The organism is Bacillus sp. RO2 (assembly GCF_012911845.1).
Lineage (GTDB): Bacteria > Bacillota > Bacilli > Bacillales > Bacillaceae_I > Sutcliffiella_A.
This window is the reverse complement of the sequence record NZ_JAAXCU010000025.1, coordinates 11,656-25,800: the sequence shown is the minus strand read 5'-3', so window position 1 is coordinate 25,800 and position 14,145 is coordinate 11,656. Positions and strand designations below refer to the sequence as shown.

Annotated in this window: 11 protein-coding genes and 1 riboswitch; of the genes, 6 read left to right on the top strand and 5 right to left on the bottom strand. The window is 42.9% G+C overall.

Annotated elements, in window-relative coordinates; genetic code table 11:
- Positions 1 to 12: 12 nt before the first annotated feature.
- The 3 genes from HF078_RS04715 to HF078_RS04705 all read left to right on the top strand — a co-directional run bounded on the left by HF078_RS04715 (position 13) and on the right by HF078_RS04705 (position 4,219).
- A complete protein-coding gene (locus tag HF078_RS04715) occupies positions 13 to 486 on the top strand; it encodes a cytochrome c oxidase subunit II (protein WP_169290065.1) in 474 nt (157 codons plus the stop codon).
- Positions 483 to 2,141, top strand: coding sequence for a b(o/a)3-type cytochrome-c oxidase subunit 1 (locus HF078_RS04710; protein ID WP_169290064.1), 1,659 nt, complete (start codon positions 483 to 485; stop codon positions 2,139 to 2,141). The genes HF078_RS04715 and HF078_RS04710 overlap by 4 nt, the downstream gene beginning before the upstream one ends.
- A gap of 365 nt (positions 2,142 to 2,506) precedes the next feature.
- Positions 2,507 to 4,219: a glutamine--tRNA ligase/YqeY domain fusion protein gene (locus tag HF078_RS04705; RefSeq protein WP_169290062.1), complete on the top strand. Its 1,713-nt coding sequence runs from the start codon at positions 2,507 to 2,509 to the stop codon at positions 4,217 to 4,219.
- Positions 4,220 to 4,275: 56 nt separating this feature from the next.
- On the opposite strand, the gene HF078_RS04700 is transcribed toward HF078_RS04705, so the two are convergent.
- Positions 4,276 to 4,473 (bottom strand): hypothetical protein, encoded by a 198-nt coding sequence (locus HF078_RS04700; RefSeq protein ID WP_169290061.1) that lies wholly within the window; start codon positions 4,471 to 4,473, stop codon positions 4,276 to 4,278.
- 432 nt (positions 4,474 to 4,905) lie between these two features.
- On the opposite strand from HF078_RS04700, the gene HF078_RS04695 reads away from it, so the two are divergent.
- Both HF078_RS04695 and katG read left to right on the top strand, forming a co-directional pair.
- Complete coding sequence (locus tag HF078_RS04695; protein WP_169290059.1) at positions 4,906 to 5,058, top strand: hypothetical protein; 153 nt, start codon at positions 4,906 to 4,908, stop codon at positions 5,056 to 5,058.
- Positions 5,059 to 5,336: 278 nt separating this feature from the next.
- Complete coding sequence (katG, locus tag HF078_RS04690) at positions 5,337 to 7,523, top strand: catalase/peroxidase HPI (RefSeq protein ID WP_169290058.1); 2,187 nt, start codon at positions 5,337 to 5,339, stop codon at positions 7,521 to 7,523.
- Positions 7,524 to 7,569: 46 nt separating this feature from the next.
- On the opposite strand, the gene HF078_RS04685 is transcribed toward katG, so the two are convergent.
- Both HF078_RS04685 and HF078_RS04680 read right to left on the bottom strand, forming a co-directional pair.
- Positions 7,570 to 8,028, bottom strand: a complete 459-nt coding sequence (locus tag HF078_RS04685; protein WP_169290131.1) for a GNAT family N-acetyltransferase — start codon at positions 8,026 to 8,028, stop codon at positions 7,570 to 7,572.
- A gap of 25 nt (positions 8,029 to 8,053) precedes the next feature.
- Positions 8,054 to 8,725 carry a GntR family transcriptional regulator gene (locus HF078_RS04680; RefSeq protein WP_169290057.1) on the bottom strand — a complete coding sequence of 224 codons (672 nt, stop codon included), beginning with the start codon at positions 8,723 to 8,725 and terminating at the stop codon, positions 8,054 to 8,056.
- 239 nt (positions 8,726 to 8,964) lie between these two features.
- Between HF078_RS04680 and brnQ the strand changes: the two genes are divergently transcribed.
- On the top strand, positions 8,965 to 10,317 hold the full coding sequence (brnQ, locus tag HF078_RS04675) for a branched-chain amino acid transport system II carrier protein (RefSeq protein WP_169290056.1): 1,353 nt from the start codon (positions 8,965 to 8,967) through the stop codon (positions 10,315 to 10,317).
- A gap of 188 nt (positions 10,318 to 10,505) precedes the next feature.
- Here the strand turns inward: brnQ and add are convergent, their stop codons facing one another.
- Entirely contained in the window at positions 10,506 to 11,507 is a 1,002-nt protein-coding gene (gene add, locus HF078_RS04670; protein ID WP_169290055.1) for an adenosine deaminase, read from the bottom strand.
- A gap of 58 nt (positions 11,508 to 11,565) precedes the next feature.
- Positions 11,566 to 11,665, bottom strand: a riboswitch (purine riboswitch).
- A gap of 418 nt (positions 11,666 to 12,083) precedes the next feature.
- A complete protein-coding gene (gene glmS / locus HF078_RS04665; protein WP_169290054.1) occupies positions 12,084 to 13,889 on the bottom strand; it encodes a glutamine--fructose-6-phosphate transaminase (isomerizing) in 1,806 nt (601 codons plus the stop codon).
- Positions 13,890 to 14,145 lie beyond the last annotated feature (256 nt).

Genomic DNA, 14,145 nt, shown 5'->3' with positions numbered 1-14,145 from the left:
GGGTACAAATAGATGCATTTACACCGTTATGAAAAATATTGGTTAATTTTCGGCGTCGGAACCTTGATTGTCTTTTTATCCGTCATTGGGTTTACCGCCTTCGCTCACGGCCATCATCCACCAAGTCATATGGCCACCGTAGATGCAGAAAATGTTAGAGCATCCGCTCCATTTGATGAGCCGGGATTGAATAAAATCGATGAGAATACCTATGAAGCTACCATCATTGCCATGACATTTGGCTATGAACCTAATAAAATTACCGTTCCAAAAGGCTCTACTGTCAAGTTCCAACTGACAAGCCAGGATGTCGTCCACAGCTTCACCATCCCACAGACAAACGTCAACATGATGATCACACCTGGTCACATCAACCAATCGGAACATACATTCAAGGAAGCTGGTTCATACCTTGTCCTTTGCAATGAATACTGCGGCATCGGACATCAGCATATGCAAATGGAAATTGAGGTGACAGAAGAATGAGACAGACAGCGGAAGTAGACAGTCACGATTCAAAACTAAGTATGGCCTATATTTATATCGCCTTTGCCGCGCTGTTCTTAGGAACGATGGCAGGTGTGGTCCAGGGGCTTGTCCGCGGGGGACTGATTGAGCTTCCTTACAGCATCAGCTATTATCAGCTGTTAACGGCACACGGTGTGCTTCTTGCACTTGTGTTGACGACCTATTTTATCTACGGTTTCCTTCATGCCGGGATGAGCAGGACCTTGGGTACGATGACACCTGTTGAAAGGAGATTAGGTTGGATCGGGTTTTGGGTACTCACAATCGGAACGCTATTGAGCTTTGCAATGATCTTAACGAATGACGCATCGGTCTTATATACTTTTTACGCGCCATTGCAAGCCTCTCCCCTCTATTATGTAGGGTTGACCCTGTTTGTGGTTGGAACTTGGATTGGCGGGGCAAGCTTGTTGGCCCAATATATCCGCTGGAAAAAACAAAACCGTGGCCAGATAACACCACTGTTCAGCTTTATGACAGTCGGAACCATCCTTTTATGGTATGTTGCTTCCATTGGGGTGGCTGCGACGGTGTTGCTTCAGTTCTTACCTTGGTCCCTTGGACTGGTGGATAACATCAATATTCTCTTGAGCCGCACGTTGTTCTGGTACTTCGGCCATCCTTTGGTGTACTTCTGGCTTTTACCGGCTTACATCGCTTGGTATGTCTGTATTCCGAAAATTATCGGTGGGAAATTGTTCAGTGATTCACTCGCACGCTTGGCATTCGTGTTGTTCTTGCTCTTCTCGATTCCAGTAGGCTTTCACCATCAGCTGATGGAAGCTGGAATCTCTGAATTCTGGAAATACCTGCAGGTTGTATTAACGTTTGCGGTAATCGTTCCTTCCCTGCTGACCGCCTTCTCTATTTTTGCAACATTTGAATTGGCAGGTCGTGCAAAAGGCGCTAGAGGTGCCTTCGGTTGGGTAAGAAAATTACCATGGGGTGACGCACGCTTTTTCGCGCCATTCATGGGAATGCTGTTCTTCATTCCTGCAGGAACCGGCGGAATCATCAATGCCAGTAACCAGATGAATGCGGTTGTCCATAACACACTTTGGGTGGTGGGACACTTTCACATTACCGTTGGCTCCACCGTTATCCTGACATTCTTCGGAATCGCGTACTGGCTGATTCCAGTATTGCGCGGCAGAGCTTTCACCGCACGCATGAACAAACTTGCGATGACACAGACGATTCTTTGGACGGTCGGAATGTTCTTCATGTCTGGTGCGATGCACTTGCTTGGACTTTTAGGGGCACCACGACGAACCGCTTACACGACTTACCAGGATCATGCTACAGCCGCCGCTTGGTTTGATGGTATCTTCGCAAATCAAGTAACCATGGCACTCGGTGGCGTCATCTTGTTTGTAGCATCCATGCTGATGATCTACATTGTCATCAACCTTTCCTTCTTCGCACCAAAAGCCCTTACGGAATTCCCGATTGGTGAGGTCGCGGAAGATGCGGGTGAAACACCACGTATATTGGAGAACTGGAAACTTTGGATTGGAATTGCAGTGGCATTGATTTTGTTTGCTTACACGATTCCGTTGATGGATATGATACAAAACGCGCCACCAGGATCACCGCCGTTCAGGCCTTGGTGATAGATGGAGAGATGGGCAGTGGGATGAAGGGGTCCTGCTGCTTTTTTGTGTGAAAAAGGGTGATTCTGTATATCAGACAACCTAGCTGTTGATTGGAGCACAGGGCGTAGACTCCAGCGGGGGAGTAGCGACAATGTTGAGACCCCTGAAGCGTTGTGAGGAAGCTCAAGGTCGCCCCGCGGAAAGCGAAGCCCGGTGCGGAAATCAACAGTGGCGTCAAACTCGAAACTTATCTTCCCCTCACCCCCTTATAAGCTTTTGCGCTTACCATTTCTTATGTTACAATATTGACTATCATAAATGTGGGGATAATAGCTAAAATAGCCCGCTCCCCCGGCATTCTTATATAAGGAAGGTTGAAAAACTTGGAACATAACCCAGCAAACTCGAATTTTATTCGAAATATCATAAAAGAGGACCTGGAAACCGGCAAGCGCAACCATGTCATCACCCGCTTCCCTCCAGAGCCAAACGGTTACCTACATATCGGACATGCAAAGTCCATCGTTATCAACTTTGATCTTGCTGACGAGTTCAACGGTAAAACGAACCTGCGCTTTGACGACACCAACCCTTTAAAAGAAGACGTTGAATATGTTAACTCCATCAAAGAAGACGTAAAATGGCTAGGCTATGATTGGGACGGACTTTTCTTTGCATCTGATTACTTTGAAGAGATGTATAATCGCGCGGTTCTTTTAATCAAAAAAGGCAAAGCGTATGTAGACGACCTTTCTGCTGATGAAATTCGCGCTTACCGTGGTACACTGAAAGAACCAGGAAAAGACAGCCCATACCGCGATCGTTCTGTGGACGAAAACCTTGACTTGTTTGAGCGCATGCGTAAAGGCGAATTCGGTAACGGAGAAAAAGTTCTTCGGGCAAAAATTGACATGAAGTCACCGAACATCAACTTGCGTGACCCGGTTATCTATCGTATTTCTCATGCTACCCACCACAACACAGGAGACAAATGGTGCATCTATCCAATGTATGCCTTCGCACACCCGATTGAGGATGCGATTGAAGATGTGACTCATTCTATCTGTACAGTGGAGTTTGAAGACCAACGCCCACTATACAACTGGGTCGTAGCGGAAACGGAAATGGCTGGCACGCCTCAGCAAATCGAGTTTGGCCGTTTGAACATCACAAATGCCGTAATGAGTAAGCGTAAGCTGCGCAAGCTTGTGGAAGAAGGCATTGTTGATGGATGGGACGACCCTCGTATGCCGACGATCTCCGGACTGCGCCGCAAAGGTTACACACCTGAAGCAATCCGCGCATTCGTTCGTGAAACAGGTGTTTCTAAAGGCTCTGGTTTCGTTGACTCGCAAATGCTGGATCACTTTGTACGTGAGGATCTGAAGTTGAAATCCCCTCGTACGATGGGTGTTGTTCGTCCATTGAAAGTGGTCATCACCAACTACCCAGAAGGACAAGTGGAAATGCTGGATGCGGAAATCAACCCGGAAAATCCGGAAATGGGAACAAGACAAATTCCATTCTCCCGTGAGATTTATATTGAGCAAGAGGATTTCATGGAAGATCCGCCAAAGAAATACTTCCGCCTCTTCCCTGGCAATGAAGTTCGTTTGAAACATGCTTACTTCATTAAGTGTGAGGACTTTATTAAGGATGCGGACGGAAATGTGGTGGAGATTCATTGTACGTATGATCCTGAAACGAAGAGTGGAACAGGCTTTACAGGACGTAAAGTAAAAGGTACATTACACTGGGTAGAAGCATCCCAAGCGGTCCCTGCTGAGTTCCGTTTGTTCGAACCGTTGCTATTGGACGAGGAGCCTGAAGAGGAAGTCGAAACTGAAGTGGCTAATGTTGCTGGCACGGAAGAGGAATCGGTGGAAGTTGTCGAGAAATCCTTCCTTGACAAAGTGAATCCGAATTCCATGAAAGTGTTAAATGGTTTTGTGGAAGAGAACATGAAGGGTGTGGCGCCACAGGAGAAATTCCAATTCTTCCGTCACGGTTACTTCAATGTGGATCCAAAGCATACAACTGAAGACAATCTTGTGTTTAATGAGATTGTGTCGTTGAAGAGTTCGTTTAAGTTATAGTAAACACAAAAGCCCCCCGCGGAGATAACCTCCCGGGGGGCTTTTAACATTCCATGCTACACAAACCATCTCAAATAAACGATAAATCCAACTATAATAACGACAAACAACACGATATAAATGTACGTGAGTCGTCTTACATTCCCCTCCGATTTCTTCTGATAGTCCTGATCCCCTTTTCCTGCTACCTGGATTGTTGCAAACAGCCCACCAACCAAAACTAGCACTCCTAAAACACCTAACACTAACATCATATGCTCTCTCTCCATTCGGAACTTCTATATATATTGAACGGTAGCCTAAAAATTAGGGTTTTTCAACTAAACTAGCGTAATTTTTGTATTTTTCATCGCGCCATTTCGGTGGATTGTAACTTTTCATTGAGTTATTGTAACTATTTCGGCGAGGATTGTGACTTTTTCAGAGGTTATTGTAACTTTTGGACGGGTTATTTTTAAGAGAGGACAGGGCCAAAGTTATGCAAGAAAAAAACAATAATAAAAGAGGTTGTCTGGATACCATTCAAACCTTTTTCTTCAAATACTATTTTTAGCAATAACTATCATTACAGGAATTTAACTTTTTTGAAGGCATAGTAGGGCTTACCGTTACTGGGGCTATTGTATTCATCATAGCGCTCGTCAATATTATTGTCAGCATCACTCATAAAGGAGCGCCAAAACATCATGACACTTGGCGCAGGCGAACTGAGATTAGTGGAAACAGAGGAAACAAACGATAGAACAAGCATCTGGAGCAAATCTACCTTTGAAACAGAGTATCAAACCTATTATTACAATATAAGTACAGGTACCGAGACCCTTCTGAAAATTAAATAGTTTCATCCTCAAAGCCAATCCTATGTAAATAGTGATTGGCTTTTTCAATTATAGGTATTAAATTCCAATAAAAAGGCATCTTAATTATTGGCGACGAACTCAAATAGTTTTAATTTCAGAATATTATCGAAAATTAAGTCATATTTCTTTTTATTCTGCTGATTATTTATTATAATTACAATGTAAGAATTGATGTTGTCTCATTTTGTAGTTTCGTACGTTGTAAGGCAAGATAGTGTGCTATTTACTCTTCTCAAAACAGAAAGGGGAAAAGATGTATGGACAATGAGAACGTTGGAAAGTGCCCGTTTACGGGAGAAAGTAGTTCCGAAAAGCCGATCAGAGGCACTAAGAACAAAGACTGGTGGCCGAATCAACTAGACTTGCATGTGCTTCACCAGCATGACATGAAGACAAACCCACTAGGGGAAGATTTTAACTATGCAGAGGAATTTCAAAAGATTGATTATGCGAGCCTGAAAGAGGACTTACATAATCTTATGACAGACAGCCAAGACTGGTGGCCGGCGGATTATGGGCATTATGGGCCTTTCTTTATCCGTATGAGCTGGCATGCTGCAGGTACATATCGTCAAGCAGATGGACGCGGAGGCGGCGGAAGCGGCTCTCAGCGCTTTGCACCGTTAAACAGCTGGCCTGATAATGGTAACTTGGACAAGGCACGTCGTTTGCTTTGGCCGATTAAAAAGAAATATGGCAACAAGCTCTCTTGGGCAGACTTGCTTGTTTTTGCAGGAAATGTAGCGATTGAATCCATGGGTGGAAAAACGATTGGATTCGGCGGTGGCCGTGAAGATATTTGGCAGCCTGAAGAAGACGTAAACTGGGGGCCGGAGAAGGAATGGCTTGGCGACAACCGTTATTCCGGCGAACGTGACCTCGAGAATCCACTTGCAGCCGTGCAAATGGGATTGATTTATGTGAATCCAGAAGGACCAAACGGCGAACCAGATCCAAAGAAAAGTGCCTTTGATATTCGCGATACCTTTAAGCGGATGGGTATGAATGATGAGGAAACCGTGGCATTGACTGCCGGCGGACATACATTCGGGAAAGCCCACGGTGCAGGGGACCCATCTCATGTGACAGAAGAGCCAGAAGGAGCAGGCCTGGAACATCAAGGATTTGGTTGGAAGAGTTCTCATGAAACTGGCCACGGTGCATTCACGATTACAAGTGGAATTGAAGGTGCCTGGACGCCAACCCCAACGAAATGGGATATGAGCTATTTTGATTTGCTCTTTGGGTATGAGTGGGAGCTGACAAAGAGTCCAGCTGGCGCCTACCAATGGGCACCAATTGATCCGGATGAAGAGCACCTAGCTCCAGACGCTCACGATCCATCCAAAAAAGTAAAAACAATGATGACGACTGCGGACATGGCAATGCGCATGGACCCAGAATACGAAAAGATTTCTCGCCGCTTCCATCAAAATCCGGATGAGTTTGCCGATGCCTTTGCACGCGCATGGTTTAAGTTGCTTCACCGTGACATGGGGCCGCGCGACAGATACTTAGGACCTGAAGTGCCAGAAGAAGAATTCATTTGGCAGGATCCGGTTCCGAAGGTGAACTACACGTTAACAGATGCGGAGATTGAGGAACTCAAAGCAAAACTATTAGATTGTGGTCTCTCTGTCAGCGAACTTGTGAAAACTGCTTGGGCTTCTGCCAGCACCTACCGTCATTCGGACAGACGCGGTGGCGCAAATGGTGCCCGCGTTCGCCTCTCCCCTCAAAAGGACTGGGAAGCAAACGAGCCAGAGCAGCTTGCTAGGGCTATCAATGTGTTAGAAGACTTGCAAAGCAGCCTGGATAAAAACGTCAGCCTGGCAGATTTAATCGTGCTTGGCGGAAGTGCAGCCGTTGAAAAAGCTGCCAAGGACGCCGGCTTTGATGTAAAAGTTCCATTCACACCAGGTCGCGGTGACGCCACACAGGACCAAACAGACGAAGAAAACTTCGAAGTGCTGGAGCCTGTATCGGATGCTTTTCGCAACTACCATAAGAAGGAATACTCCTTGAAACCGGAAGAGTTCATGGTGGACAAAGCTCAACTAATGGACCTTTCTGCAAAAGAATTGACCGTCCTTCTCGGAGGCTTGCGTGTCCTTGGTGCCAACCACGGCGACACGAAGCACGGTGTCTTTACGGACCGAGTAGGCACGCTCACCAATGACTTCTTTGTGACCCTGCTTGATATGGGTGTGGAATGGAAGCCTGTAGAAGGAGAAGGCTACTATGAAGCACGTGATCGCCAAACTGGCGAGCTAGTCCGTACTGGAACAAGGGTAGACCTAGTCTTCGGTTCCCACTCCGTCCTTCGTGCCCTTGTCGAAGTGTACGCACAAGACGACAGCCAAGAAAAGTTTGTAAACGACTTTGTGGCTGCATGGGTAAAAGTGATGGATGCAGATCGTTATGATGTAAAAGTGAAAAAATAAAGCAAAAAATCCGGATGGAGTTTAGACACTTCATCCGGATTTTCTTTTATTTAGTAATCCTTTTTTCATAGAGCTTAATGGAGCCACCACCTGGCCCATAAACGATCCCGCTGTTTTCCCAGCCGTATCTCTCATAATAGTTTTCTAAATCTGTTGTTAGGTATAGGTTCTCATAGCCTTTTTCTGCCGCCACGCTTAATCCGTGATCCAGAAGCTTTGCACCTATCCCCTTCCCTCTATGCTCCTCTGCCACATAAAGGCAAGCCAACCATGGACACAAGTCCTGACGGCTATTAATATCATTTCGTAAGATAGCATACGTACCTATGATTTCACCCTCTTCCACTGCCACATAAAATCGTGGTATATCAGAAGAGGTTGTAGCAGAATGGAGAATCGCATCTTCATAAAACTTAAAGTTCTCCTCACTCCCCCACTGCTGCCAAAAAACTTGGATTGCGTTTTCCAATAGTTGATCCTTGTCTCTTAGTTCGATAATTTGCATTTTATCTGCTCCGTTCAAAAATAAACTATTCTCCACTATCTTTCTGCTCCGCATAGAACTCATCAATTGCTCGAAGCCAGTTAGTGCGGGCGATTTTAGCCGCCGTTTCTGGGTCTCGATTTTCAAATGCTTTTAGCATAGACTCGTGTTCTTCTATAGAAGCATCTGTCAGAATAATGGACTGGTGAAAATAGAGACGCAAAACATGTGCCTGAAGGTTTGATACTGAGTTAGCTAGATAAGGGTTCTCCGCGTTCTCGACAATAATATTATGGAACTGCTCATCCTGCTTTAATGCAGAATAAAAGTCTCCTTTTTTAATGGCACGTGCGAATGCAGTATTTATCTCACGCAATGTATCAATAGTATCTTGGGTAATTAATGGTGTTGCCAGTTCAGCAGCCAGCGCCTCTAGAGCGCCCAATGGAGGAAGGATCTTGGTTATGTCTTCTTTATTGACAGAGGTGACTTGCGTGCCTACTCCTGGAAACATTTCCACTAACCCTTGAACATTGAGTAGTTGCAGTGCTTCTCGTATAGGCGTTCTGCTCACACCTAAAGCTTGTGCAAGTTCTGCATCATTCAGCTTTTCTTTCGGTTGAAGCGTTCCGTCAATAATCCACTCTTGAATTTGAGCAAAGGCGCGTTTTTTAGCGGATACCCGAGTGGGAGATGAATAGTTGGTAGGTATGGGCATTATGAACAACCACCTTTATCAATTTGAAAAATAATGAATACGGTTCATGACTTATAATAAAAGTGTATAGTATTCTGCTTTTAAATACAATATATTGCATTCAATCACCATCAGTAATATATTGCATAAATATTTTGCATGTGTTATCTTGTGGTATGCAATATATTACCTTACTAAAATAATTTTCTATATATTTATATGGGAACAACCAGATCACTAAACTACCAGGAGGACTTAAGATGATAAACAAAATGCCTTTTTCATTTGTACTAGCTATTGGATTTATGCTGTTCGCCTTATTCTTCGGTGCAGGAAATTTAATCTTTCCAGCCATGCTCGGTCAATCTGCAGGGACAAATATCTGGTCTGCTAATGCAGGCTTTATCGTAACTGGAGTTGGTTTGCCTTTGCTTGGAGTACTAGCTTTGGGCTATTCAGGGAAAAGCGATCTCCAGTCTTTAGCGAGTAGGGTCCACCCCGTTTTCGGACTTGCTTTTACCGTTATTTTATATCTAGCTATTGGACCTCTTTTTGCCATTCCAAGAACAGGAACGGCGTCCTTTGAAATGGGAATCAGACCGTTCTTATCAGAAGAAAGTAGCAGCATTGGGTTATTAATCTTCACCAGTCTATTTTTTGGCGTTACCGTATTCTTTTCTTTAAAATCTACTAAAATAGTCGATATTGTAGGAAAAGTTTTAACACCACTATTACTAGTTTTCATAGGAATATTAATTGCCACGGCATTTATTTTCCCAATAGGTAGCTTCCAGGCTCCTACTGAGAGTTATGTAGACGGCTCCTTCTTCACAGGATTCCAAGAAGGATACCTGACCATGGATGCCCTTGCTGCCTTTGTTTTTGGAATTGTTGTCATCAATGCCGTTAAAGAGAAAGGCGCGACATCGAAAAAGGAAATCATGATTGCTGTGACTAAAGCAGGCAGCATCGCAGCAGGACTTCTTGCCATCATCTATACATCTCTATCTTATATTGGTGCTTCAAGTGTAGAAGCCTTAGGATTATTAGAAAATGGGGGAGCGGTGCTATCAGGTGCATCTAATCACTTCTTCGGGGCTTATGGCGGGTTATTACTAAGCCTGATTGTTATAGGAGCATGTTTAACAACAAGTATCGGTCTTATCATTTCATGTTCTTCCTACTTTAATAAACTATTGCCAAACATTTCTTATAAAACTTTTGTTGTCTTGTTATCTACCATTAGTGCTATTTTTGCAAACGTGGGCTTAACTCAGTTGATCGCCGTTTCTGTACCGGTGTTAGTTGCGATCTATCCATTTGTTGTCTGCTTGATGGCCTTAACCTTCTTGCATTCATTCTTTAACGGAAGAAAAGAAGTGTATCAGGGAAGCATGATATTCACTTCCATTGTGGCGTTCTCTGATGCATTGAAGGCTGCGGGTATTAGCATAGCACCGGTTGAAAACCTTTTTGCTACGATTCTTCCTTTATATGAAGTAGGTTTAGGTTGGATTCTTCCAGCAATTATTGGTGGTGTGTTGGGATACGTTTGGGGGCAGGTGAAAAAAGAAAAGTCGCAAAGTGTAGAACTTGAAAGAAATGCTAGTTAATGACTCTCCTATATAAAGCCTAATTTAGAATCGGGTACACTTAAAAAATGTTTTATATTGTGAGAGCGACAAAACACATAAAACACCGTTTCAGTATTGAAACGGTGTTTTATTTAAGCTACCCATTCGCTTACTACCAATTCTTTCGGCATACCATCCATTTACAGGTATTTTATAAATGAATAATTTTAAATGTACTGTAAATATTTCTTCAGTTTTTTCTTTACCTTTTCATTTGCAAAAGAGGCTTGTACGCTATTCATGTAAATCTGTTTATACTCAACATCACTCATGGCAAATTCATTCCAGACTAAATTACATTCCTTTGCCATCGTTGTGTTCGAAACCGTTCTGTTGTCTGTATTAACAGTTACTTTTATTCCATCCCTGTGGAAATCATAGATTGGATGATCACTGATTTGTTTTACTGCTTTGGTTTGGACATTACTTGTTGGACACATTTCAAGTACTACCTGCCTTTGCTTTACAATATTATATGCTTCTTCACAATCATGAATGAACACACCATGTCCAATTCTTTCAGCTCCTAACCATTTAACAGCTTCGAGCACATTTTTCCCGATTCCAGTTTCACCTGCGTGAATCGTGACTCTAAAGCCATATTTTCTAGCCAATTTGATTGGTTCAATAAATTCCCTGCAAAAACCTTCTTCCTCAGAAGCACACAAATCTATTGCGACAACCCCTTTCCCTAAGAATTTCTCCCCCTTCTCAACGACCTCAAAAGCACTTTCCACCGGCATTGTTCTCATACATGACAAAATGATATTTCCATGAATATCAAATTTTTCTTCTGCCTCTTTCATTCCCTCTATCACACTTAAGATAATTTCTTCTATAGATAATCCCATTTTCGTATGAAGTAAGGGGGCAAATCGAACCTCCATATATTTTACATTTTCCTTTGCTGCATCTTCATAAAGCTCATAAGTAATTCTTTTCAAATTTTCTTTTGACTGCATTACTAAATTAGGAATTGAAAATCTTTTAAGATATTCATCTAAGGATTCGCAATTTAATGGAGCAATTAGTTCTTCTTTTATCTCTTCCTTATCAAAAGAAGGTATATGGATGCCCTCTTTCTTTGCGATGTCAATGATAGTCTCCGGTCTAACACTCCCATCTAAATGGCAGTGAAGTTCAATTTTAGGTATTTTAGAAAAATTCATTATTTGTCCTCCTATTTTTCAACAAAAAAAATCCTGATTACGAAGAAAGCACAAGAAAAAATTCTTGTATTTCCTTCGTAATCAGGAATTATTGGTACCTGGTAGAAACCTCCAAACCATATTATTGGAGTTATACGAATGTGATAATTTTATCAAGTTCTATATAAAAATAATAAAATTCATCTATATTGTCAAGGAGCTAGTTTTACATTCTAATCTCTCAGGAACAATCTTTTCTCGTTTTATGTTCGATAATTGAATAAAGGAACGCATCGTATTTAGGTCATGAGTGATAATAGTAGCAGTTAAATCAGAAGGCCTAATCTTTGATTAAAGGAAAAAGCAAGAAGAAAATTAGAGGAGCAAATAGATGAAGAAGTTTTTAAAAAAAAGATTAAATCTAGCTTGGAAAGATCACCAAATCGACTGGGATTCTATTTTCACTCAGACTCCATCGATTATGAAGTACAGATCACAATCACTGACTTTGGATTAGAGATACAGGACTAAGAAGATACAAAAAGCACCTTACTTTTCACAGTAAAGGTGCTTCTCATATTTAACCTAATTATTGAATTATTCCACCGTAACACTTTTCGCAAGGTTACGTGGCTTATCTACGTCACAATCTCTGTGAAGTGCTGCATAGTAAGAGATCAGCTGCAACGGAATAACAGAAACTAGTGGAGAGAGCAGTTCGTTTACTGGTGGTACAACGAAGCTGTCTTCTTCTGTTTCTAAGCCTTTCATGGAGATGATACAAGGGTTGGCACCACGTGCTACTACCTCTTTCACGTTACCGCGGATGCTTAAGTCCACTTGTTCTTGTGTGGAAATCGCGATAACTGGTGTACCATTTTCGATCAGGGCAATCGTTCCGTGCTTTAATTCTCCTCCAGCAAATCCTTCTGCTTGGATGTAGGAGATTTCTTTTAGTTTTAACGCACCTTCAAGACCAACATAGTAGTCCATTGTACGGCCGATGAAGAAGCAGTTTCTTGTTGTTGCCAAGAATTTGCGAGCGATGTCTTCTAGCTCTTCTTTTGCATCACATAGAACTTCCATTGCGTTTGCAACGATTCCTAGGTCTTGCACTAGGTCGAATTCTAGGTTGTGTCCTTTAGATTCCGCTAGTACAGCAGCGAAAATGGACAGAACGCCAAGTTGAGCCGTGTAAGCTTTTGTAGAAGCAACTGCAATCTCAGGGCCAGCGTGAAGTAGCAATGTGAAATCTGCTTCACGGGATAGTGTAGATCCTTGTACGTTAGTTACAGTAAGTGCAGGGTAACCCAACTCTTTTACTTGTACAAGTACCGCACGGCTGTCCGCTGTTTCTCCACTTTGAGAGATGAAGATGAATAGCGGTTTTTCAGATAGAATCGGCATGTTGTAGTTGAACTCACTTGCTACGTGTACTTCTACAGGAACCTTTGCAAGCTTTTCAATCATTTGCGCTCCAACAAGACCTGCGTGGTAGCTTGTTCCTGCTGCTACGATGTAAAGGCGGTCAGATTGTTTCACTGCGTTGATGATGTCTTCATCAATCGTCAATTCGCCGTTTTCGTTTTGGTATTTTTGGACGAGCTTACGAATTACTAATGGCTGCTCATCGATTTCTTTTAACATGTAATGTGGGTATGTGCCTTTTTCGATATCACTTGCATCAAGTTCAGCCGTGTATGGCGCGCGCTCGATGATTTCACCGTTCAGCTTTTTGATCGTTACCGCTTCTTTCTTCACGATAACCATCTCTTTGTCCATCAGCTCAACGAATTGATCCGTCACCTGAATCATCGCCATTGCATCACTTGCCACTACGTTGAAGTCACCTTTTCCTACTCCAACTAATAATGGGCTCTTGTTTTTCCCTACATAGATTGTTTCAGGATCTTCATTATCCAGTAAAGCAATCGCGTAAGAACCTTTTAGGATGGAAAGAGTGCGACGCATCGCTTCTTCCACATGCTGTCCTTCGTTTGCAAATTTCTCGATGATTTGTACGACTACTTCTGTATCAGTTTCACTTACTAGCTCTACGCCTTGTAAGTGTTCGCGTTTAAGTTGTGAATAGTTTTCGATTACTCCGTTGTGTACAAGTGTAAATCGTCCAGATGTACTTTGGTGTGGATGCGCATTTACTTGACTTGGTACACCGTGAGTTGCCCAGCGAGTGTGACCGATTCCAGTTGATGCTAAAACGTCATTGTCCACTACTTCGCGAAGGTCTGCAATACGGCCTTTTTCCTTGAATACGTGTACGCCGCTCTCGTTCATAACAGCGATCCCAGCAGAGTCATATCCACGGTATTCAAGCTTTTCTAGACCTTTTAAAAGAATTTCCTTTGTATCTTGTGTTCCGATATATCCTACGATTCCGCACATAAATAGTTTCCTCCCTAGAGTTGCAGGGACAAGAAAGCACACCATAGTTAGGGGACAGTCTTGCCCCCACATTACCTATAAAATAATTTTGTAATCATAGTAACAGTCTTTGTACATAAAGTTGCCTTTATGCTTTAAACTGTCCCTAAAGTCGGTTGTGATTGGCAACCGGGAGGCATCCGCCGATAGATCGATAAACCTCCTCCTCGTCAACTAAGCATTGTATCGTCCGTCGCTTAGTTCAGGCGCTTTGTGT